Origin of the sequence: Lysobacter alkalisoli, assembly GCF_006547045.1 — a bacterium.
Taxonomy (GTDB): domain Bacteria; phylum Pseudomonadota; class Gammaproteobacteria; order Xanthomonadales; family Xanthomonadaceae; genus Marilutibacter; species Marilutibacter alkalisoli.
Window position 1 is genome coordinate 700,229 of sequence record NZ_CP041242.1, and the last position, 21,450, is coordinate 721,678.

The following is a 21,450-nucleotide window of genomic DNA, read 5'->3' on the forward strand; positions in this document are numbered from 1 at the left end:
GCATGTCCCTGCTGCCTGTGTCGGTGTCGTCGCCATGGCTGGCTTCGTGGCCGGAATTGCAGCTGGTCTGGCCGCTGTGGCTGCTGGCCATCCCCCTTCCTTTGCTGGTGTTGTGGCTGTTGCCGGCCGCGCCGGTATCTTCGCCGGCCCTGCGCCTGCCGCATGCGGCGCGACTGGCCGAGGTTGCGGGAGGGGGAAGGCGGGGCCGCCCCGGTCTCGGGCCGGGCCTGTTGCTCTGGCTGGCCTGGATCCTGCTCTGCGTGGCCGCGGCCCGGCCGCAGCAGCTCGGCGAGCCGGTGCAGCCGCCGCAGTCGGCGCGCGACCTGATGCTGGCGCTGGACCTGTCGGGCAGCATGCAGGAGCCGGACATGAGTCTCGGTGGACGCCCGGTCGACCGTCTGACCGCGGCCAAGGCGGTGCTGGCCGACTTTCTCGACCGCCGTGTCGGCGACCGGGTCGGGCTGCTGGTGTTCGGCCGCCGCGCCTACACCCTGACCCCGCTGACCCTCGACCATGAGTCCGTACGCCAGCAGCTGCAGGACAGCGTGGTTGGCCTGGCCGGTCAGGAAACCGCGATCGGCGATGCGATCGGCCTCGCGGTCAAGCGCCTGCGCGAGCAGCCCGAGGGCAAGCGCGTGCTGATCCTGCTGACCGATGGCGTCAACACCGCCGGCCTGCTGGAGCCGCTGAAAGCCGCCGAGCTGGCGCGCGACAACGGCGTGCGCGTGCACACGGTCGCATTCGGTGGCGACGGCGTGCTGTCGGTGTTCGGTTTCCAGTTGCCAATGCCGGGTGGTGGCGACGAAATCGACGAGAACGCCCTGCGTGCGATCGCCGAGCAGACCGGCGGCCGTTTCTTCCGCGCCCGCGACACCGCCCAGTTGGCCGGCATCTATGCCGAGATCGACCGTCTCGAGCCGGTCGAGCGCCCCGGACCGGCATTGCGACCGCGGATCGAACGCTATGCGTGGCCGCTGTCGGCCGCGTTCGTGCTGGCCCTGTTGTCGTTCCTGCTGGGGCCGCACAGGCGGCGCGCAGATCCTGGGCCGGCTCTTGGGAGGACAGGGCAATGATCCTGCTTCCCGAGCTGTCCGCGCTGCACCTGCTTCGCCCGGGCTGGCTGTGGGCATTGCTGCTACTGCCGCTGCTGGCCTGGGCCTGGGCGTGGCGGCGGCGCCGGGCCGATGTCTGGCGCAGCGTGATCGATCCACACCTGTTGCCGCACCTGCTCGATGGCGTTGCAGCGCCGCGCCGGCACTGGCGGCATGGATTGGGCCTGCTGGCCGGCGTGCTCGCCTACACGCTGGCGATACTGGCCCTGGCCGGCCCGAGCTGGCGTCAGGTCGAACAGCCACTGTGGCAGGGCCGCGTCCCGCTGGTGGTGGCGTTGGACCTGTCGGGTGCGATGCTCGCCGCTGATCCGCCGCCGTCACGACTGGCGCAGGCGCGGGCCAAGCTCGTCACCCTGTTGTCCACGCGCGAGGAAGGCCCGATCGGCCTGCTGGCGTTTGCAGGCGATGCCTTCACGGTCGCTCCGATCACCGATGACGCGGCCAATGTCGCGCTGTTCATCGATGCGCTCGCCCCCGACATCATGCCGGTCGACGGCCAGCGCGCCGACCGCGCGATCGAGGCCGCGGTACGGCTGATGCGGCAGGCCGGTTTCGAGCGTGGCCGGATCCTGCTGATGACCGGCGGCGCCGACGATCGCGCGACCGAAGCCGCCGCGTCGGCCCGTGCCGACGGATTCGAGGTCGCCGTACTTGGACTGGGCCGCAGTGGCGGCGTGGCCTATCGGGCCATCGACGGCAGGGCCGCGAGCGCGCGCTTCGACGAGGTCGAACTGCGCCGCGTCGCCAGCGCCGGAGGCGGCCGCTATGCCCGGCTTGCGGCCGAAGACAATGACCTTGAAAGCCTGGGCGTGCTCAATGCCGACGTCGCCGATGCCAGCGAGCAGGCCCATGCCGGCAGCGCGTGGCTCGACGAAGGGTTCTGGCTGCTGCCGCCGGTGATGCTGTTGTTGCTGTTGGCATTCCGCCGTGGCGCGACTTTGGCGGTGCTGGTGTTCGCGCTGTGGCTGCCGATGGCGCCCGTGCAGGCCGCGGACTGGTGGCGTCGCGGCGATCAGGTCGAGCACCGCCGCCTGACCGGAGCCGCCGAGGCCTACCGCCGCGAGGATTACGCGACCGCGGCCGAAGGCTATGCCGGGGTCGATTCCGCTACTGGCCATTACAACCGCGGCAATGCCCTGGCCAAGGCCGGACAGTACCCGCAGGCGCTCGAAGCCTACGACCGTGCTTTGCAACTGCAGCCCGGGATGGAGGACGCCATCGCCAACCGCGCGGCGGTAGAGGCGGTCATGCAGCGCCAGCCGCAGCAGGACGGTGGCGGCCAGAACGAACAGGAAGACCCTTCCGGCGAGCAGGACTCCGAGCAGCAGGGGGGCGAAACCCCGGAGCCGGGACCGGCCGATACGAGCGACTCGCAGGGCCAGCCCGATCCCGGCGCCGAAGGCGAATCGGCCGATGACGCTGATCGGTCGAGCCGGCAGGATGATGCGGACGGTGGCGATGACACGCCGGCGGAAGCCGCATCCGCCGATGACCGCGAAGCCCAGCAGGCAGCCGACGAAGCCCAGCGCCAGCGCATGCAGCAGGCGCTGGAGGAGGAGGGCAGTGAGGAGGAGGCCGGGGCGGGCATGGCGGAAGCGTCCGAAACTCCGGCCGAGCGCGAACGGCGGATCGCCAATGAAGCCTGGTTGCGCCGGGTCCCGGACGATCCGGGCGGCCTGTTGCGTGAGAAATTCCGTATCGAATACGAGCGCCGCCGCTGGCAGGGCGGCCCCGGAGGTTCCAACCGATGAGTCAGTCGTCGACGCATCTGCCGTCGTTCCCGGGCCGGTTCGTCCTGTTCCTGTTGCTGGGACTGCTCGCTGGCCATGCCGGTGCGGCCACCCGTGCCTGGCTCGACCGTGACCGCATCGCGCTGGGCGAAACCGTCACCCTCAACATCGAGACCGATGCGACCGCCAGCGCATCCCCCGACTACGCGCCACTGGAAACCGAGTTCGGGCTCAGCGGCCACACCAGTCGCCGCGGCAACCGGCGCAGCCTGTTCGCGGTGGCGCTGAAACCGCGTCGCGACGGCGTACTGACCGTGCCGGCGATCCGGGTCGGCAACGAACGGACTTCGCCGCTGTCGCTGGTGGTCACGCCGGCCGACGACCGCCCTGTCGCTGGCGCCGGCGAAGATGTCTTCATCGAGAGCGGCCCCGATCATTCGCGGCCCTACGTGCAGCAGTCGGTGGGCTGGGTGGTGCGCCTGTACGCGGCGGTGCCGATCGTCACCGGTACCCTCGACCAGCCGATCCCGGACGGTGTCGCATTCCAGCGCGTCGGCAACGACGCGCAGTATTCGCGCACGATGGGTGGCCGCCGCTACCAGGTGATCGAGCGCCGCTACATGCTGATTCCCGAGCACAGCGGTGAGCTGCGGGTACCGGGTGCGACCTTCGAGGGTCGCAGCGCCGCCAGCTTCTTCGACGACATGTTTGGCGGCCGCCGCGGCAATCGGCTGCAGGCGCAGGCCCCGGCCCATGCCTTGCAGGTCCAGTCGATTCCGGCCGATGCCCCACAGCCCTGGTTGCCGCTGCATGACCTGCAGTTGCGCTATCGCGCCAACCCGTCCGGCTTGCGCCAGGGGCATGCCGCCACCCTGACCATCGAAGCACTTGCCGACGGCGCCACCGCGACCCAGATGCCGGAACTGGAATTGCCGCCGATCGATGGCGTGCAGGTGTTCGCCGAGCGGCCGCAGATCGACGAGACCTTCGTAGACGGCCGGCCGCGGGTAAAGCTCACCCGCAGCTTCTCGCTGGTGCCCGACCGTGCCGGGGAGGTGCAGCTGTCCGGCGTGCGCATGGACTGGTGGGACGTGGCGGCCGGCCAGACACGCTCGGCGACCCTGCCGGCATTGTCGTGGACGGTGCGGGCCGACGCCGGAGATGCGTTGGCGAAGATGGCACCGACCACCGATGCCTCCGCGCCGACGCCTGTCGTCTCGCCTCGCCCCTCGGACCGCATCGAAGTCCCGGCGTCGGCCGATGACGGCAATGCCCGTTACTGGGCCGCCGCCGCTGCGCTGTTCGCGATGCTGTGGCTGGCCACATTGTTGTGGGGCCTGCACCGTCGCCAGCCGATGGCGACAGCGAAAGCGAGAGCCGCCACCGTGGATGGTGTGGCGGTGCGCCCGGACCCGTCGGTGCTGCGCCAAGCGCTCGACATGGGCAGTTTCGAGGACGTGGCCGAAGCGCTGTGCGCGATGGCACAACCGCCCGTCGCGACCGTCGACGCGGTGATCGTCCGCCTCGACGACCCTGCGCAACGGCAGGCGGTCGAGGCCATGCAGCGCGCGCGCTGGGCCGGCGGCGACGGTCCCGGGGCACGCGACCAGCTGCGCACGGCATTCGTGCACGGGCCACGCTGGAAGGCGGTTGTCGAGCCCGAAGCATCGCCGCTGCCGCCACTGTATCCGCGCGAATGACGCCAACACGGCCCGGCCTGCAGCTGGCGCGGTTTGCTAAGCTCGCCCGGTCCCGACCCAAGCGAGTCCCATGACCGAGACCCACGGCAAACCAGGCGGCATGCCCCTGCACACCCGCATGCTGATCGGCTTCATCGTCGGCGCTGGCGCCGGTGTCCTCGCCAATTTCTTCGCCGGCCAGGCCGGCTGGCTCGACGGCCTGATCCATTACGTCACCGACCCGGTTGGCCAGCTGTTCCTGCGCCTGCTGTTCATGCTGGTGATGCCGCTGGTGTTCTCGGCGCTGGTGTTGGGCGTGGTTGAAATCGGCGATCCCCGCTCGCTCGGCCGCATCGGCGGCAAGACCCTGCTCTGGATTCTCGCGGTGACCACGGTGGCGGTGACCATCGGCCTGGTCTGCGTGAACCTGCTCGAACCCGGCCGCGGCCTGCCTCAGGAGGTCGGCCAGACCCTGCTCGCCGCTTCGTCCGAGCGCGCCGCCGAGGTCGCCGGCAGGCGCGAGGGCGTGTCCGGCATCCAGATCCTGCTCAACATCGTGCCGCGCAACCCGGTGCAGGCCGCCGCCAACGGCGACCTGATCGCGGTGATGTTCTTCGCCCTGATGTTCGGCATCGCCGCCACCGTGGTCCGCAGCGATGGCACCCGCAGCTTCGTGTCCGCGGTGCAGGGCGTCTACGATATCTGCCTGAAGCTGATCGGCTGGGTGATCCAGCTGGCCCCGTACGCGGTCGCCGCGCTGCTGTTCTCGATCACCGCCAAGCTCGGCTTCGAGGTGCTGGTGCAGCTGGCGCGCTTCGTCGGCACCGTGGTGCTGGCGCTGGGCATCCATTTCTTCATCGTGATCCCGCTGCTGCTGCGGGTCTTCGGTGGCATGTCGCCGCTGGCGTTCTTCCGTGGCGCCGAGCCGGCCCTGCTGACCGCATTCTCGACCTCCTCCTCCAGCGCGACCCTGCCGACCACGCTCAAGGTCACCGAGGAGAACCTCGGGGTGCCGCGCCGCGTGGTCCGCTTCGTCTGCACCCTCGGCGCCACCGCCAACATGAATGGCACTGCCCTGTTCGAGGGTATCACCGTGCTGTTCCTGGCCCAGTTCTTCGGGGTGGACCTGTCGCTGGGACAGCAGGTGCTGGTCCTGATGCTGTGCATCCTCGGCGGTATAGGCGCCGCCAGCGTGCCGGGCGGCTCGCTGCCGGTGATCGCGATGATCCTGGTGATGTTCGGCATCCCGCCAGAGGGCATCGGCCTGATCCTCGGTGTCGACCGCTTCCTCGACATGTGCCGCACCGTGGTCAATGTCGGCGGCGACATGGCCGGCTCGGTGGTGATCGGCCGCAGCGAGGCCCGGGCGGGGATCGCAACCGCGACATACTCGCCGGACGCGGACTGACCGGCAGGGATTTTCTGCTGCAAGTGGCTGCGGCGGGGCGACAGCGCCGCTTCCGGATGGGACAATAGCGCGCCCGCCGTCTCGCCAGGCCCGGTCCGGACCCCGTTCGGACCCGCCGGCCGCCGCGTCGCGGGCGCCTCCGCCGCTTCCCAAGACCTGCCCGACACCATGACGACGCCCAGCCGCCGCGATCTCGCGAACGCCATCCGATTCCTCGCCATCGACGCGGTCCAGGCCGCCAACTCCGGTCATCCCGGCATGCCAATGGGCATGGCCGACATCGCCGAAGTACTGTGGAACGACTACCTAAGCCACAATCCGGACAATCCGAAGTGGTTCAACCGCGACCGCTTCATCCTCTCCAACGGCCATGGCTCGATGCTGCAGTACGCGCTGCTGCACCTGGCCGGCTACGACCTGCCGCTCGACGAGCTGAAGAACTTCCGCCAGCTCGACAGCAGGACCCCGGGCCACCCGGAGAACTTCATGACCCCGGGTGTGGAGACCACCACCGGCCCGCTCGGCCAGGGGTTCGCCAACGCGGTCGGCATGGCATTGGCCGAGAAGTTGCTCGCGCAGCGCTTCAACCGCCCGGAGTTTCCGGTCGTCGATCACCGCACCTGGGTGTTCATGGGCGACGGCTGCCTGATGGAAGGCATCAGCCACGAGGCCGCTTCGCTGGCCGGCACCTGGGGCCTGGGCAAGCTGGTCGCATTCTGGGACGACAACAAGATCTCGATCGACGGCAATACCGATGGCTGGTTCACCGACGACACCCCGGCCCGCTTCGAGGCCTATGGCTGGAACGTGATCCGCGGTGTCGACGGTCATGATCCCGACGAGGTCAGGCGGGCGATCGAGGCCGCGCTGAAGTCCAGCGACAAGCCGACCCTGGTCTGCTGCCGGACCACGATCGGCTTTGGCTCGCCGAACAAGGCCGGCAAGGAGTCCAGCCACGGTGCGGCATTGGGTGCGGACGAGGTCAAGGCGACCCGCGAGGCCCTGGGCTGGGCGCACGACGCCTTCGTCGTTCCGCAGGAGATCCAGGACGCATGGAATGCCGCGGAAGCCGGCGCCGCGCGCGAGGCGGAGTGGGGCGCGCTGTTCGACGGCTATGCCAGGCAGTTCCCCGAACAGGCTGCCGAACTGCAGCGCCGCGCCAACGCCACGTTGCCGGAAACTTTCCTCGCCGATGCCGACGCCTACATCGCGAAGTTGCAGGCCGACGGCCCGGTGGTCGCATCGCGCAAGGCCTCGCAGATGGCGATCGAGGCGTTCGCGCCGTTGCTGCCGGAGCTGGTCGGCGGTTCGGCCGACCTCGCCCATTCCAACCTGACCCTGTGGAAGGGCAGCAAGTCGGTCGCCACTGACGACGCCGACGCCAACTACATCTACTTCGGCGTGCGCGAGTTCGCGATGACCGCGATCAGCAACGGCCTGAGCCTGCACGGCGGGTTCATTCCGTACGACGCCACCTTCCTGGTGTTCAGCGACTATGCCCGCAATGCGGTACGCATGAGCGCGCTGATGGGCGCGCATGCGATCCACGTCTACACCCATGACTCGATCGGCCTCGGCGAGGACGGCCCGACCCACCAGCCGGTCGAGCACCTGGCGTCCTTGCGCTACATCCCCGACAACGACGTCTGGCGTCCGTGCGATGCGGTCGAGTCGGCAGTGGCATGGAAGGCCGCGATCGTCCGTAACGATGCCCCGAGCTGCCTGGTGTTCTCGCGCCAGAACCTCGACCACCAGCCGCGCAGCGAAGCGCAGGTCGCCGACATCGCTCGCGGTGCTTACGTGCTGAAGGATTCGGTCGGCGCGCCGGAGATCATCCTGATCGCGACCGGCTCCGAGGTCGGGCTCGCGGTCAAGGCCGCCGAACAGATCGGCGACAAGGCTCGCGTGGTCTCGATGCCGTCCAGCGACGTGTTCGACCGCCAGGATGCTGACTACAAGGAATCGGTGCTGCCGAATGCCTGCCGTAGGCGCGTCGCGGTCGAAGCTGGCATGTCGGACTTCTGGCGCAAGTACGTCGGCCTCGATGGTGCCGTGATCGGCATCGACACCTTCGGTGCCTCGGCCCCGATCCAGCAGTTGATGCCGCACTTCGGCTTCACCGTCGAGAAGGTCGTCGAGGCGGCAAAAGGGCTGTAAGCCTTACGTTTGCCTGATGGAGAACGGCGCCCATGCGGCGCCGTTCCTCTTTCGGACCCTGTTTCAGCCCGCAGGATGGGTAGAGCCGAAGGCGAACCCATCATTGCCACCTCCATCCGGGGTCGTTGTCCGGGGAACTTGCGGCGCAATGCCGCTGTCCGAGTCCCGGTCGGCGCGTTGACGTTGCTCAGTGCGCGTCGGTAGGCTCGGTGGCTGCACCACCCGGACAGGGTGGGCAAGGGAGAGAAGAACGGGATGGGACAGGGGGCAGGACAGGGGCGGGAGTACCGCGATGACACATGCGACGTCTTGGCCGTTTCCTGCATCCATGCAGGTTCCAGGAGGCGTCCCGGTTGCGGGGCAGGGACCGTCGCGTGATCGAACTGGCTGGAATCCATCGCCGCTACGACATGAACGGCCAGTCCGTGCACGCGCTGGCCGGGGTCGACCTGACGATCGAGGCAGGATCGTACGTGACCCTGACCGGCCCGTCGGGTTCCGGCAAATCGAGCCTGCTCAACATCCTCGGCTGCCTCGATCGGCCCGATCAGGGCCAGTACCTGATCGACGGCCGCGACGTGGCTCACCTCGATGACGAGGACACCAGCGACATCCGCAACCGCCGCATCGGCTTCGTGTTCCAGAGCTTCCACCTGCTGCCGCGGCTGACCGTGCTGGAGAACGTGCTGTTGCCGCTGCGCTTCAACCGCAGCCCGCCGGCCGATGCCCGCGAACATGCCCTGCACCTGCTCGAACGTGTTGGCCTGGCAGAGCGGCACGACCACCGTCCCAACGAACTGTCCGGCGGGCAGATGCAACGCGCCGCGATCGCCCGCGCACTGCTGATGCGGCCGACCGTGCTGCTGGCCGACGAGCCAACCGGCAACCTCGATTCGAAATCCGCCAGCGACGTGCTGGCATTGATCGACGAGGTCCACGCCGATGGGCAGACCGTGGTGATGGTGACCCACGACAATGACATCGCCGTCCGCGCGCCGCGCGAAGTGCGCCTGCGCGACGGGAGGATCGAGCATGACCATGTGCGCTGAGTCCCGTCCCGTCGCAGGGTTGTTGCTGGCCGTATCGCTGGCATTGCCATGCCCGGCCATGGCGGTGGTGCTGACCGGCGAGGTGCGGGCAGCGGAGGCACAGGGCATCCACGTACCACCGTCCAACATCTCGCCGGTGGCGCTGCGCTACTACGCGCCGGAAGGCGAGCGGGTCGAGAAGGGGCAGGTGGTGTTGCGCATCGACGCCGGTCCGTCCGCGACCCAGGTACGCGACCTGACCGCGCAGATCGAACAGGCGACGGCGAAGATTGCCAAGGAGGTCGCCGAACTGGAGGTCAAGCGCGTCGACGCCGAACTGGCCCTGATCGATGCCCAGGCCCGGCTGGCGACCGCGCGGATCGACGCGGCCCTCCCGCGCGAGCTGGTGTCCGGACTGGACTTCGACCGCTACCAGGGCGAACTGGAACGCACGACGCGCGAGGCCGCGCTCAAGCGCAGGGAGCTGGAGGATGCCCGTGCCGCGGTCCAGCGCCGCCGCGAGGACGGTGCGCTGGAGGTCGGGCGGCTGGCGATGCAGCGCGACCATCACGCCATGCAGGTCGCCACCGCCGAGGTCAGGGCCGATCGCGAGGGCGTGCTGGTGCACGGCTACGATCCGCGCAGCGGCAACCGTTTCGATGAGGGCTCCAGCGCCTGGCCGGGCTTCAAGGTCGGCGAAGTGGTCAGCGATGGCCACAAGCTCGTGCGGGCCTGGGCACTGGAGCCGGACCGGCAGGGCCTGGAAGCCGGACAGGCGGTGTCGTTGCGCTTCGACGCCCTGCCTGACGTCGAAGTCGACGGCCGCATCGCCAGCATCTCCGGCGTACCTGAGGTCCGGCCCGAATGGGGCGATGGCCGTTACTTCATGATCGACATCGATTTCGACGATGCTGAGCCCGGTGGACTGCTGCCGGGCATGAGCGTGCGGGTGATGGCGGCGTCCGACGAGACCGTGGCGGCGGCGGGAGCAGCGCCATGACTTTGCGGTTTTGCGTGGCCATCGCGGCGGCGGTTCTGGCAGGCGGCGTGCAGGCTGCCGACCTGCGCATGGATGGCGAGGTCTATGCGCGCAGCCGTTCGGCCTTGATGCCGCCGGCGGTCGACGGGCTGTGGCAGTACAACATCAGCCAGTTCGCGCCGGACGGCAGCCCGGTGAAGCAGGGCCAGCCGGTGCTTGCCTTTGACAGTTCCGAGCTGATGAAGCGGCTGACCGCCAAGCAGAGCGAACTCAACGAGAAACAGACCCAACTCGACACGCTCAGGCTCGACCATGCCGAGCGCGAGCGCAACGAACGGGTGTCCACCGCCGAGGCGCTCGCCAACCGGGAGAAGGCGCAGCGCAAGGCCGAACAGCCCGAGGAGCTGATCGCCGGCGTGCAGTACCGCAAGCTGGTGATCGAGCGCGAGGCCGCCGCCCGGCGTGAGGCGCTCGCCGGCGAGCGCGAACGCCTGGCATCGGAGCAGCGCCGGCAGGAAATGCGCGTGCTGGCATCCGAGGTCGAGCGGCTGGAGGCCGAGATCGGACAGCTCCAGCACGACATGGTTGCGATGCAGGTCGCCGCGCCACGCGACGGCCTGATGATTCACCGGAGCAGCTGGAACGGAGAGAAGTTCGATGTCGGTTCGCAGGTCTGGCGCGGCCAGACCGTGGCCGAGATCCCGGATGCGACGACCCTGGCCGTCACCGCGACCCTGCCCGAGCGCGACCTGCTGCGGGTCTCGGTCGGTGCACCGGTGCGGGTCGTAATCGAGGGCGGTGCGGGCAGCGCGATGCGCGGCCGCATCACCGGCATCGGCCAGGCGGTGCGCAGCAAGTCGCGCCTGCAGCCGGTGCCGGTGGTCGATCTGGACATCACTCTCGATGCGGTGGCATCCGGTCTCAAGCCCGGGCAGGCGGTGCGGGTCGAACTGGCGATGCCGGGCGCGGCCAATGGACGCGAGGCCCGACCATGACGGGGCCTCTCCGCGGCGGCGCGATCCTGTGGCTGGCCTTAGCATTGCCCGGGTGCGGCGTTGATGCCGATCGCCCGGTCATCGAACAGGTGCACGCGGCACCGCTGCGGCTGGAAATGGAGGTCGAGGGCGAGCTGAAATCCGGCCAGGCCACGCCGCTGAAGGTGCCGGGCGCGCAATGGTCGCAGCGCCAGCTCGAATGGGTGGTGGCCGACGGCAGCCATGTCGGCAAAGGCGAGCTGGTCGCACGCTTCATCGCGCCTTCCGGTGAACTGGATCTGGAGCAGGCACGGATCGACCTGCAGCGCAACGCACTGGCGCGGCAGGCCAAGCAGGCCGAGCTTGTGGCCGGGCAGGGCCGGGTCGCGGTCGATCTGACCCAGGTCCGTACCGAACTGGGCATCGCCGAACGCTATGCCAGCGCCGACCTGACCACGCTGTCGCGCAACGAACTGCTGGATGCCGTGCAGGACACCGAGTTCCTCGGCGTCAAGCAGGGCGTGCTGGAGTGGAAGCAGGGACAGGCGGAACAGCGTGGTGGTGCCGAACTGGCGGTGCTCGATGCCCAGCGCGCGACCTACCAGTTGAACGCGAAAACCAAGCAGGACGATCTCGATGCGCTCGAGCTGCGCGCACCGCACGACGGCGTGTTCATGCTGACCGCCAACTGGACCGGAGAAAAGCCCGCGATCGGCAGCGCGATGTGGGCCGGCAACGAGTTCGGCAGCCTGCCCGACATCGCTTCGCTGGAAGTCGAACTGAGCCTGCCACAACTGCTCGCGCAGGGGCTGGAAGCCGGACAGGAGGTGCTCGTGCATCCGCTCGGCCGGCCCGACCAGGAAGTCACCACCCGCTTGTCGTGGGTGGCCAGCAGCGCCAAGACGGTTGGTCGCAACAATCCGGTCAAGTACGTGTCGATGAAGGCGCCGCTGGATGCGGAAGCGGTGCGCCGGTTCGGCTGGGTGCCCGGCCAGCGGATGGCGGCACGGGTGGTGTTGCTGGACGCGGACGAGGCGATCAGCGTGCCCAACATCGCCCTGGCCAGTGAGGACGGCGTCAGCCGCGTGGCCGTGCTCGATGGCGGCGATGTCGTCGAGCGCACGGTCGAACTCGGGGTGCGTGGCCCGGCCCGTTCGCAGGTGGTCAAGGGGTTGCGGCCGGGTGACCGGGTGGTGCTGGCCGGCGCCGGCCTTGGCACCACTTCCACCACCACCACCGCTATGGATGCCAATGCCAATGCCAATGCCAATGCCGGTGCCGATGACATGGCTGGGGAAGACGCATGAGCGCATTGCTGCGTCGCCTGCCGCTGATCTGGCGCGAGGCCATCGAGGAGCTGTGGCGCCGCCGTCTGCGCACCCTGCTGACCCTGCTCGGCCTGATCTTCGGCGTTGGCGCGATCGTCGCCATGCAGGCAGTGGGCGAGGGCAGCCGGCGCGAGGCGTTGCAGATGGTCGAGAGTCTCGGCCTGCACAACCTGATCGCCGAGGCGGTGGCGCAGGATGAGCAGACGTTGAAGGAAACCCGCACGCGCAGCCTCGGCCTGAGCGTCGACGATGCCCGTGCGGCGCTGCAGGTGGTGCCGGGCGCCGAACGCTTCGCCGCCGAGAAGCCGGTCCGGACCCATTCGGTGTTCAGCGACGACGGCCAGAGCAATGCCGAGGCCAGCGGCGTCAGTGCCGATTATTTCGATCTGTCGTCATTGAAGGTCGCACAGGGGCGGTTGTTCGACGCCGGTGACGAGGCGCGCCTGGCCGCGGTGGCCGTGCTTGGCCACCAGGCCGCGGCGGCGCTGTTCCCGGACGGCGATGCACTGGGCAGGCATGTCAAGGTCAACCACGTGTGGCTGGAAGTGATCGGCGTGCTGGCCGATCGCGACCTCGGCAAGGACCAGTTCGAAGGCGTGCAGCTGGGGCTGGAGAGCAACCGCGTGTTCATCCCGCTGCAGAGTGCTCGCGCACGCTTCCGCTTCCAGCCGGCCGAGGACGAGATCGATCGTTTCCTGCTGCGGCTGGCGCAACCGGAACAGCTGGTGGACGGTGCGAAGGCATTGTCGGGCGTGCTCGCGCAGCGCCACGCCGGAGCGTCGGACTACCGCCTGGTTGTACCGCAGCAGTTGTTCCAGCAGCACCAGAAGACCCAGCGCATCTTCCGCATCGTGATGGCTGCGATCGCCGGTGTCAGCCTGTTGGTCGGCGGCATCGGCATCATGAACATCATGCTCGCCAACGTGCTCGAACGGCGGCGCGAGATCGGACTGTTGCGCGCGCTGGGTGCCCGCCGCGGCGATGTCGTTGCCCAGTTCCTGCGCGAGGCCACCGTGATCTGCATCGCCGGCGCCCTGCTCGGTCTCGCGTTCGGGACCGCGCTGGCCTACGCGATCGCACTGTTCGCCGACTGGCAGGTGGCATGGGCGCCACTGCCGATCCTCGTGTCGGTTGCCTTCTGCGCGCTGGTCGGCCTGGGCTTCGGCGTGTACCCGGCACGGCAGGCCGCGCAGTTGGACCCGATCACGGCGTTGCGCCACGATTGATGTCGATCATGGTCGCTCCGGGCAATCACCGATCGTTGCAATCACTGATCGTCACCCCCGCGAAGGCGGGGGCCAATGGCTTTGGCAGCGGGTCGACCGGTATTGCGCAGCGCCAGCGATAGCAGGCGTGATTCCAGCCGCGCGGTGAAGCCGGCGGGTTCGACCAGGTCCATTCGCTGCAGCGCCTCGGAGTCGGTGCTGGCAGGCGTCGTCATCGCGCGCAACACGGCGCGCAGTTTTCCGCCGCGGCTGGCGGTGGCGTCCTTGAGCCAGGCCAGGGCGCGGACCAGGCGCTGCTCGACCTCGGTGAAGTCGCTGCCGAGCGGATAGTCCGGCAGGGTGCCGTCGTGGCGCAGCGGCGCGAGCCTTTTTCGCAGTGATTCGCGGGTGTTGCCACGCGCGCCTTCCTGCAGGGTGAAATCAGCCGCAATTTTTCCGGCCGACTTCGCCTGCTCGAGCAGATCGTCCTGGAATCGTGCGTCGGCGATGCGGGCCATCGCTGCGATGCAGTCCTCGTCGGTCGCCCCGCGGATGTCGGCGATGCCGTACTCGGTGATGTACACATCGCGCAGGTGGCGCGGGATGGTGGTGTGGCCGTAGTTCCAGACCACGTTGGATGTCGAGCGTCCGCCGCTTTCGCGCACCGCGCGGAACATCAGTGCCGAACGCGAGCGCGGCAGCGCATGTGCCATCGCGACGAAGTTGTACTGGCCGCCGACGCCGGACACCACCCGGCCGTCGTCGAGCGCGTCGGACACCGCGGCGCCGAGCGCGGTCGCCATCATGCAGCTGTTGAAGAAACGCGCGTCTCGGCGTTGCAGGCGCTCCAGCGTTTCGTGGCCGCCATACAGTTCATTGACCGCACTGACCGGGCACATGCCGACCGCCCGCCGAACTTCGTCCGGCATGTCGCGCAGCCACTGGTAGAACTCGGTGGAACCGAGGTAGAACGCACCGTGCAGGAACTGGCCCTCGCGTTCGAGCCGCTCGCGGTCGGCATCGCTCATGCGGCCATCGGCATCGCGTTGCATGAGGTCGACATCGTCGATGACCTTGCGCCGGATCACCCCTGCTTCCACCAACCGGCGGAAGCCTTCGTTGATCATTTCGCTGCAGCCATACAGGCCGCGTTCGAAGCCGCCAAGCGCCGGGTCATCGGCGGCCGGTGAGCCGAGCGCGGCCAGCACGCGCCGGTAGGCGGCGTTGTCGGTGTGGCGCAGGGCCAGCGCATGGCACAGCGCGTCGGCCAGCGCGCCGATGCCGATCTGCAGGGTGCCGCCGTCCTTGACCAGGGTGCTGGCATGGAAGCCGATCGCGTAGTCGATGTCGTTGACCGGCTGGCGCGGCAGCCCGAACAGCTTCGGGTGCGGCCCAGGCGGTTCGGCCACGATGTCGAAGAAGTCCGCGGCCACCGCCGCGCTGCCGTCCAGCCATGGCAGTTCGGGATCGACCTCGGCCACCATCAACGGGCGAGGAAGTCCCTCGGCTTCGAACGCCGCCAACAGGTCGAAAGTGAGGTCGGTGTTGCTCGACAACGACAGCCGGGTGCCACCGGGTTCGCGCGCGACCTTCTGCACGACGACGTTGATCTCGCGATCGGCCAGTGCGGGTGCGACCTGGGTGTAATTGAGGCTGGCATAGCGGCGCTGTGCCTGCGTCGAGCCCAGCATCGCGCCGGACTGCATGTAGAACTCCTCGACCTCGACATGGGCGGGCAGGGCATCGCGCCGCATCGCCTGTACGTAGGTCAGGCGCGGGTAGTCGTCGCCGAAGTGGCGCTTGACGAAGGGACCGAGAAAGCGGCCTTCCAGTCCCTTGCCGCTTGCCGGTGGCGGATCGAGCGACAGCGCGGTGCAGATCCGCAGCGGGCGCGAGGCGTCTTTTTCTATCCGGGCATACAGCGCATTGAGCAGCCGGTGCGGCTTGCCGAGGCCGAGTGGTGCGCCCACCCGCAGCGGGCCCTGCACGACAGTCAATATGCGATCGACGACGGCATCGAGAGACGGTGTAGTCATGGGAGCGGTGTTGTCGGTCATCGTGCAAGCCTAGCGCCTCCACGCGGATGCATCTGGTGACGGCGGATCGGGCGGGGCTTGACATAATCGTTTACGAGCGTAATCTGATTTTAAATTACGAACGTAAACGGTGGTGCGGAAATGAGGATCAGTGAAGCCGAATCGGCAGTGATGGAAGTGCTGTGGACGCGGGCGCCGCAGTCCTCCGACGAGGTGGTGGAAGCGCTCGCCAACGCCCGCCAGTGGCAGGAGCCGACCATCAAGACCCTGCTCAACCGCCTGCTGAAGAAAGGCGCGATCACGGCCGAAAAGGAAGGCCGTCGATATTTGTATTCGCCTGCGCTGCGCCGCGAGGACTGGGTGCAGGGCGAGAGCGAGGGCCTGCTCGAACGCCTGTTCGATGGCCGCGTTGCGCCGCTGGTCGCGCACTTCAGCCAGCAGCACAAGCTGAGTGCGAAGGACATCCGCGAGCTGCGCGCATTGCTGGATGGGCTCGACGATGAACGCCGCTGACCTGATCGGGCTGTTGCTGGAGACTACGCTGGCCGCCGGTGCGGCTATTGTCGTGGTGCTGCTGGTGCGGCGGTCGCTACGGCAGGTGTTCGGAGCCGGCGTGGCCTATGCCGCCTGGCTGATGGTGCCGGCGGTGCTGGTCGCGGTGCTCTTGCCGGCGCGGGAAGCGGTGACGGGGGTGCTGCCGATGTTCGCCATCATCCCGATTGTCGATGCCATCGTCGTGCCGACGGAAACCGCATCGTTCGACTTCGTGCCGGTGCTGGCCGTCGCCTGGGTGTCAGGGACCATCGCGATGGGCCTGCGTCTGCTGTTGCAGCAACGCGCATTTTCCCAGGCACTCGGACCGTTGCGGCGCCGGGACGACGGCAGCCACCAGGCCACGACCATAGCCGGATTGCCGGCCGCGATCGGCCTGCTGCGGCCGCGGATCGTGGTTCCGGCCGATTTCGACGACCGCTACAGCACCGATCAGCGCGCGCTGATGCAACTGCACGAGCGCACCCACATCCGCCGCGGCGACCTGCACCTCAATGCGCTCGTCGCTCTGTTGCGCTGCATCCACTGGTTCAACCCGCTCGTCCACCTCGCCGCGCGCCACTTTCGCCACGACCAGGAACTGGCCTGCGACCAGCGCGTGCTTTCGCGCCACCCGCACCACCGTCGCGCCTACGGCGAGGCGATGCTCCACACCCAGCTGGCCAGCCAGCCGTTGCCTATCGGCTGCCACTGGGGTTTCAGCCATCCACTCAGGGAGAGGATCGAGATGTTGAAGCAGAACCCGAAATCAACCAAACGCATCGCCACCGGCGCCGTACTGGTCACCGCACTTGCCATCGCAACGGGTGCGGTGGCATGGGCGGCGCAGCCGGAGCGTGCTGTCACGGTAGCCGGAACCGCGATGACGGCTCAGGGCGAACATGTAATCGGCCTGCGTGCCCGTCTGGATGGTCATGAAGAAACGACGTCCGGGCGCGTCATGCCGGGGCGCGAGGTGATATATCCGTTCAACCTCAACGGCCAGCATTGGCAAGTCGCGCTGACTATCACCTCGCGTGACGACGAAACCTATGACATCGCCAGTCGCATCCTGCGCGATGGAGAACTTCAGGCGGCACCGAGTCTGATCGTCAAGGTTGGAGAGGACTCCGGGATCACGATCGGTGGCAATGCCAATGGCCGCCCGGGCAAGGGGTTTGAACTTGGACTGGTCGTGCAGCATGCCGATGCCATAGCGCATCGGGAAGAGGCCGGGACATCTTCGCAAGAGAAGACGCCGCCACCGAAATACCCGGCTGCGGCGGCGAAGGAAAACATCGGAGGCCGGGTGGTGCTGCTGCTGGATGTCGATGCGCAGGGACGGGTTACTGGCGTTGAAGTCGAAAAGGCCGAGCCAGCGGGCGTATTCGACCAGGTCTCGATCGAAGCGGCACGCACCTGGACATTCAATCCGGCCACCGAGAACGGTGTGGCTGTGCCGGGACGGGTGAGGGTGCCGGTGGACTTCGCTCCCGACGCGCCTGCAGCCGAAGTGCCGACCGTCAACATGATGCCGGCCGCCCCGGGACAGTCGTAGCCCGGGTAAGCGAAGCGCACCCGGGGAGCAGACTCAAGCAAAAAACAGCTTCGCCGCCGCGATCAGCAACACCACGCCGAGCGCGCGGCGAAGCATTTTTGTCGGCAGCCAGCTCAGGCCCATCTGGGTGCCGATCAACGCGCCGACGGCGACTGCGCCCAGCCACAGCGGCAGGGCCGTGGGCAGGGTGCCGGTGGCGTGCATCAGCCCGGCCAGCGCGGTCAGCGAGTTGATCCAGACGAACGCGACCGAGGTGCCGCTGGCCTCGCGGGTCGGCATCCAGCGGGCGAACAGCAGCAGCGGGGTCAGGAAGATCGCGCCGCCGGTGCCGGTCAGGCCGGACAGGGTGCCGATGACGGCGCCGGCCAGCAGGCCGGGGATCCACGGCACCCGATGACCGGCGGCAGTAGCGTCCTCTTCCTCGGCATGCGAGGCGTGGCGGAATACCCCGATCGCGGCGACCAGCAGTACCGCGCCGAGCAGCATCGAGAAACTCTCTTTCGGCAACTGCACCTGTGCGGCGAGGAATGCCGCCGGCGCCGAGGCCAGCACGAACGGCAGCACGTTGCGCCATCGCACGTGGCCGCCACGCCAGAAGCGGAACAGACCGATGCCGCCGACCAGCAGGTTGAGCGCCAGCGCGGTTGGACGGATCTGTTCCGGCGCCAGCCCGAGCAACGCCATCGCCGCGATATAGCCGCTGGCACCGGCGTGGCCGACAGAGGAATACAGCGTTGCCACCAGCAACAGCAGCAACGCGAGGATCAATTCGGTTTCGGTTTCGGTCACGGGCCGGACGGTCGACGCAGCATGCTCACAGCTTGCCTGTGGTGCCGGCAGCCGACAACCCGATGCTGCATCACCGCGGAAGTGGTCGCGGCGATGGATTCGATAGGCCGTCGGAGCGGCGTCTACGGACTGTCTTCGACCAGGCCTTCCGCGGGAAGCTCGATCCTGAGCGGCGTCGTCAGGTAGCGCTGGCCATTCGAGGCGGCGGGCGGGAGGCGTCCGCCACGGATGTTCACCTGCAGGGAGGGATAGAGCAGTTTCGGGGCGGGCAGTGCGGCATCGCGTGTGCGGCGTGCCTCAACGAAGGCCTGCAATGACGTGTCGCCACGCAGCATGCGGTTTTCCAGTTTGCTTTCGCCGACACTGACGCTGGCGCGTGGTGCCCGGCCGCCGCTCGGGTAGTCATGGCACAGCCACAGCGTGGTGGAGTCGGGCAGTGCGTACAGGCGCTGGATCGCGGCGTAAAGCGATTCGGCATCGCCGCCGGGAAAGTCGCAGCGGGCGGCGCCGACATCCGGAGCGAACAGGGTGTCGCCGACGAACACATGATCGTCGATCCGGTAGGCCAGGCTGTCGGCAGTGTGACCCGGGGTGGCCATGACCTCGAAACGCAGCGCGCCGGCCTCGATCGTGTCGCCGTCACGCAGCAGCGTGTCGAAGGCGTCGGTGAGCACCGGGTCCGTGGGTGCCAGCTGAAATACTCCCGCGAAGTTTGCCTGTACCGCACGGATGCCGGCCCCGATCGCGACCGGGGCGCCGGTGCTGGCGCGCAGGAAGGCGGCCGCACTGAGGTGGTCGGCGTGGGCGTGGGTTTCGAGGATCCGGTGCACGCGGAGTCCTTCGCGCCCGACATGGTCGAGCAGACGCCGGGCAGAGGCGGTCGAGATGCGGCCCGAGGCAGGCTCGTAGTCCAGCACCGGATCGATGATCACCGCGTCGGTGCCGCGGCTGACCACGTAGGACCAGGTGCCGGTGCCCTCATGGAAGAACGGTTCGATCCTGGGCCGGTCGTGCATGTTCGTTCACCCGCGAAGTGACGGGTCGCCTGCGCAATAGATCCGGTGCAGGGTGTCGATGATGTGCCGTGCCGGTCCTTCGGCCAGTGCGTAGTAGATGGTCTGGGCCTCGCGGCGGGTACTGACCAGACCGTCCTCCCTGAGTACGGCCAGGTGTTGAGACAACGCGGACTGGCTCAGTTCCAGGTGTGCGTTGAGATCGCCGACCGAGCGCTCGCCCTCGACCAGCATGCACAGGATCATCAGCCGCCGCTCGTTGGCCAGCGCCTTCAGCAGGCGCGTGGCGTCGCCTGCGTGGGCGCGCATCTGTTCGGCGCTGGGCGGGGTTGGCGGGTGGATGGTTCCGGGCATCTCGGTGATGGCGCTCTTTCGAGTCAACGGAAAACGAAGGTTAGGCCGGCAGCGGCCCGGCCAATGATGCCATCGGTGATCGGGCCTGCCTTGCCGGAGCCAGGCGGCGCCACGGGCGGGGCTGCTGCCCGGTGCCGGTGGGCTGCACGCACAAAATATTAGTTGACACTAATATAAGTAACATCTAAATTAATGGCAAGTCGCGATCTCCGCCGCCCTTGACCGGGGTCAACAACCCTCCCGGCCGCTGGAGGAGCATCGGGTCCACCGCTCGGGAGCACTGCCATGGCCAACTTCCTCGTACTTGGTGCCGGCCTTGCCGGCATGAGCGCAGCCTACGAGCTGCGCGAAGCGCTGGGTCCTGCGCACCCCATCACGGTGATCGGCGATGGCGAACGCTTCAGCTTTACGCCATCCAACCCTTGGCTCGCGGTGGGCTGGCGCAAGGCTGAGGACTTCACGTTCGATGCGACCGAACCGCTGGCGAACAAGCACATCGGCTTCGTGCCCCACGCCGCCCTGCGCATCGATCCCGAGCACAAGCGCGTGCATGCCGCCGACGGTACGGAGCACGAATACGACTACCTGTTGATCTGCACCGGTCCCAAGCTCGCCTTCGACGAAGTGCCGGGCATGGGGCCGGATGGCGGCCACACCCAGTCGGTCTGCACCACCGCGCACGCGCAGCGGGCCTGGGAGGCCTATCAGGCGTTCCTGGACGACCCGGGCCCGGTCGTGATCGGCGCGGTGCAGGGCGCGAGCTGCTTCGGCCCCGCCTACGAGTTCGCGCTGATCCTCGATGCCGATCTGCGGAAGCGGAAACTGCGCGACCGGGTGCCGATGACCTTCGTGACCAGCGAGCCGTACGTCGGGCACATGGGGCTGGGCGGCGTCGGCGATTCCAAGGGCCTGATGGAGTCGGAGCTGCGCCAGCGCCACATCAAGTGGATCACCAACGCCAAGGTGCAGCAGGTCGACGCCGGGACGATGACGGTGCTGGAGCACGACGACGCCGGCGCCGTGCGTCGCGAGCATGCGCTGGATTTCAGCTACGCGATGCTGCTGCCGGCGTTCAGGGGTGTCGATGCCGTGGCCGCGGTGGAGGGGCTGTGCAACCCGCGAGGCTTCGTCACCGTCGACAGGCACCAGCGCAACACCCGCTACCCGGAGATCTTCTCGGCCGGCGTCTGCGTCGCGATCCCGCCGGTGGAGGCGACCCCGGTCGCCACCGGCGCACCCAAGACCGGCTTCATGATCGAATCGATGGTGACCACCATCGTGCGCAACATCGCCGCCGAACTGAAGGGCGAGCCGGCGACGTTCGAGGGCACCTGGAACGCGGTGTGCCTGGCCGACATGGGCGATTCCGGCATCGCCTTCGTCGCCTTGCCGCAGATCCCGCCGCGCAACGTGACCTGGGCCAGGGAAGGGCGCTGGGTGCACCTGGCCAAGATCGCTTTCGAAAAGTACTTCCTGTTCAAGATGCGGCACGGCACGTCCGAGCCGGTGATCGAGAAACACGTGCTCTCCCTGCTCGGCATCGAACGGCTGAAGCCGCACGGACGCTGA

Annotated in this window: 17 protein-coding genes; 13 read left to right on the top strand and 4 right to left on the bottom strand. The window is 68.2% G+C overall.

The window, feature by feature from the left end; all coding sequences use genetic code 11:
• Positions 1–2 precede the first annotated feature (2 nt).
• From FKV23_RS03005 to FKV23_RS03050, 10 genes are all read left to right on the top strand, one after another.
• Positions 3–1,073 carry a vWA domain-containing protein gene (locus tag FKV23_RS03005; protein WP_141625011.1) on the top strand — a complete coding sequence of 357 codons (1,071 nt, stop codon included), beginning with the start codon at positions 3–5 and terminating at the stop codon, positions 1,071–1,073.
• A complete protein-coding gene (locus FKV23_RS03010) occupies positions 1,070–2,863 on the top strand; it encodes a VWA domain-containing protein (RefSeq protein WP_141622520.1) in 1,794 nt (597 codons plus the stop codon). Before FKV23_RS03005 ends, FKV23_RS03010 begins: the two co-directional genes overlap by 4 nt.
• Positions 2,860–4,542: a BatD family protein gene (locus FKV23_RS03015; RefSeq protein WP_141622521.1), complete on the top strand. Its 1,683-nt coding sequence runs from the start codon at positions 2,860–2,862 to the stop codon at positions 4,540–4,542. Before FKV23_RS03010 ends, FKV23_RS03015 begins: the two co-directional genes overlap by 4 nt.
• A 70-nt stretch (positions 4,543–4,612) precedes the next feature.
• Positions 4,613–5,929, top strand: a complete 1,317-nt coding sequence (locus FKV23_RS03020) for a dicarboxylate/amino acid:cation symporter (RefSeq protein WP_208543224.1) — start codon at positions 4,613–4,615, stop codon at positions 5,927–5,929.
• 168 nt (positions 5,930–6,097) lie between these two features.
• A complete protein-coding gene (gene tkt, locus FKV23_RS03025; protein ID WP_141622522.1) occupies positions 6,098–8,086 on the top strand; it encodes a transketolase in 1,989 nt (662 codons plus the stop codon).
• Positions 8,087–8,460: 374 nt separating this feature from the next.
• The gene (locus FKV23_RS03030) at positions 8,461–9,135 is read left to right on the top strand and encodes an ABC transporter ATP-binding protein (protein WP_141622523.1); all 675 of its coding nucleotides are present in this window, start codon (positions 8,461–8,463) and stop codon (positions 9,133–9,135) included.
• The gene (locus tag FKV23_RS03035; protein ID WP_167284924.1) at positions 9,119–10,114 is read left to right on the top strand and encodes an HlyD family secretion protein; all 996 of its coding nucleotides are present in this window, start codon (positions 9,119–9,121) and stop codon (positions 10,112–10,114) included. The genes FKV23_RS03030 and FKV23_RS03035 overlap by 17 nt, the downstream gene beginning before the upstream one ends.
• Positions 10,111–11,088 carry an HlyD family secretion protein gene (locus FKV23_RS03040; RefSeq protein WP_141622525.1) on the top strand — a complete coding sequence of 326 codons (978 nt, stop codon included), beginning with the start codon at positions 10,111–10,113 and terminating at the stop codon, positions 11,086–11,088. Before FKV23_RS03035 ends, FKV23_RS03040 begins: the two co-directional genes overlap by 4 nt.
• A complete protein-coding gene (locus tag FKV23_RS03045) occupies positions 11,085–12,374 on the top strand; it encodes an efflux RND transporter periplasmic adaptor subunit (protein ID WP_208543226.1) in 1,290 nt (429 codons plus the stop codon). The genes FKV23_RS03040 and FKV23_RS03045 overlap by 4 nt, the downstream gene beginning before the upstream one ends.
• The gene (locus FKV23_RS03050) at positions 12,371–13,621 is read left to right on the top strand and encodes an ABC transporter permease (RefSeq protein ID WP_141622526.1); all 1,251 of its coding nucleotides are present in this window, start codon (positions 12,371–12,373) and stop codon (positions 13,619–13,621) included. The genes FKV23_RS03045 and FKV23_RS03050 overlap by 4 nt, the downstream gene beginning before the upstream one ends.
• Positions 13,622–13,662: 41 nt before the next feature.
• On the opposite strand, the gene FKV23_RS03055 is transcribed toward FKV23_RS03050, so the two are convergent.
• Entirely contained in the window at positions 13,663–15,636 is a 1,974-nt protein-coding gene (locus tag FKV23_RS03055; RefSeq protein WP_141622527.1) for an acetyl-CoA hydrolase/transferase C-terminal domain-containing protein, read from the bottom strand.
• Between the two features lie 141 nt (positions 15,637–15,777).
• Between FKV23_RS03055 and FKV23_RS03060 the strand changes: the two genes are divergently transcribed.
• Together FKV23_RS03060 and FKV23_RS17450 are read left to right on the top strand one after the other, a co-directional pair.
• A complete protein-coding gene (locus tag FKV23_RS03060; RefSeq protein WP_141622528.1) occupies positions 15,778–16,149 on the top strand; it encodes a BlaI/MecI/CopY family transcriptional regulator in 372 nt (123 codons plus the stop codon).
• Entirely contained in the window at positions 16,136–17,725 is a 1,590-nt protein-coding gene (locus FKV23_RS17450; protein ID WP_244244082.1) for a TonB family protein, read from the top strand. The genes FKV23_RS03060 and FKV23_RS17450 overlap by 14 nt, the downstream gene beginning before the upstream one ends.
• A 33-nt stretch (positions 17,726–17,758) precedes the next feature.
• Here the strand turns inward: FKV23_RS17450 and FKV23_RS03070 are convergent, their stop codons facing one another.
• The 3 genes from FKV23_RS03070 to FKV23_RS03080 all read right to left on the bottom strand — a co-directional run bounded on the left by FKV23_RS03070 (position 17,759) and on the right by FKV23_RS03080 (position 19,881).
• Positions 17,759–18,514 carry a sulfite exporter TauE/SafE family protein gene (locus tag FKV23_RS03070; RefSeq protein ID WP_167284926.1) on the bottom strand — a complete coding sequence of 252 codons (756 nt, stop codon included), beginning with the start codon at positions 18,512–18,514 and terminating at the stop codon, positions 17,759–17,761.
• A gap of 122 nt (positions 18,515–18,636) precedes the next feature.
• Positions 18,637–19,530 (bottom strand): MBL fold metallo-hydrolase, encoded by an 894-nt coding sequence (locus FKV23_RS03075; RefSeq protein ID WP_141622531.1) that lies wholly within the window; start codon positions 19,528–19,530, stop codon positions 18,637–18,639.
• A gap of 6 nt (positions 19,531–19,536) precedes the next feature.
• Positions 19,537–19,881 carry an ArsR/SmtB family transcription factor gene (locus FKV23_RS03080; protein ID WP_141622532.1) on the bottom strand — a complete coding sequence of 115 codons (345 nt, stop codon included), beginning with the start codon at positions 19,879–19,881 and terminating at the stop codon, positions 19,537–19,539.
• A gap of 285 nt (positions 19,882–20,166) precedes the next feature.
• Here FKV23_RS03080 and FKV23_RS03085 point away from each other — a divergent pair, with 285 nt between their 5' ends.
• Entirely contained in the window at positions 20,167–21,450 is a 1,284-nt protein-coding gene (locus FKV23_RS03085; protein ID WP_141622533.1) for an NAD(P)/FAD-dependent oxidoreductase, read from the top strand.

Bases quoted from the DNA above. Each gene is read 5' to 3' on its own strand.
- FKV23_RS03005 (WP_141625011.1), top strand. From the start codon at position 3: ATGTCCCTGCTGCCTGTGTCGGTGTCGTCGCCATGGCTGGCTTCGTGG.
- FKV23_RS03010 (WP_141622520.1), top strand. From the start codon at position 1,070: ATGATCCTGCTTCCCGAGCTGTCCGCGCTGCACCTGCTTCGCCCGGGC.
- FKV23_RS03015 (WP_141622521.1), top strand. From the start codon at position 2,860: ATGAGTCAGTCGTCGACGCATCTGCCGTCGTTCCCGGGCCGGTTCGTC.
- FKV23_RS03020 (WP_208543224.1), top strand. From the start codon at position 4,613: ATGACCGAGACCCACGGCAAACCAGGCGGCATGCCCCTGCACACCCGC.
- tkt (WP_141622522.1), top strand. From the start codon at position 6,098: ATGACGACGCCCAGCCGCCGCGATCTCGCGAACGCCATCCGATTCCTC.
- FKV23_RS03035 (WP_167284924.1), top strand. From the start codon at position 9,119: ATGACCATGTGCGCTGAGTCCCGTCCCGTCGCAGGGTTGTTGCTGGCC.
- FKV23_RS03040 (WP_141622525.1), top strand. From the start codon at position 10,111: ATGACTTTGCGGTTTTGCGTGGCCATCGCGGCGGCGGTTCTGGCAGGC.
- FKV23_RS03045 (WP_208543226.1), top strand. From the start codon at position 11,085: ATGACGGGGCCTCTCCGCGGCGGCGCGATCCTGTGGCTGGCCTTAGCA.
- FKV23_RS03050 (WP_141622526.1), top strand. From the start codon at position 12,371: ATGAGCGCATTGCTGCGTCGCCTGCCGCTGATCTGGCGCGAGGCCATC.
- FKV23_RS03055 (WP_141622527.1), bottom strand. From the start codon at position 15,636: ATGACTACACCGTCTCTCGATGCCGTCGTCGATCGCATATTGACTGTC.
- FKV23_RS03060 (WP_141622528.1), top strand. From the start codon at position 15,778: ATGAGGATCAGTGAAGCCGAATCGGCAGTGATGGAAGTGCTGTGGACG.
- FKV23_RS17450 (WP_244244082.1), top strand. From the start codon at position 16,136: ATGAACGCCGCTGACCTGATCGGGCTGTTGCTGGAGACTACGCTGGCC.
- FKV23_RS03075 (WP_141622531.1), bottom strand. From the start codon at position 19,530: ATGCACGACCGGCCCAGGATCGAACCGTTCTTCCATGAGGGCACCGGC.
- FKV23_RS03080 (WP_141622532.1), bottom strand. From the start codon at position 19,881: ATGCCCGGAACCATCCACCCGCCAACCCCGCCCAGCGCCGAACAGATG.
- FKV23_RS03085 (WP_141622533.1), top strand. From the start codon at position 20,167: ATGGCCAACTTCCTCGTACTTGGTGCCGGCCTTGCCGGCATGAGCGCA.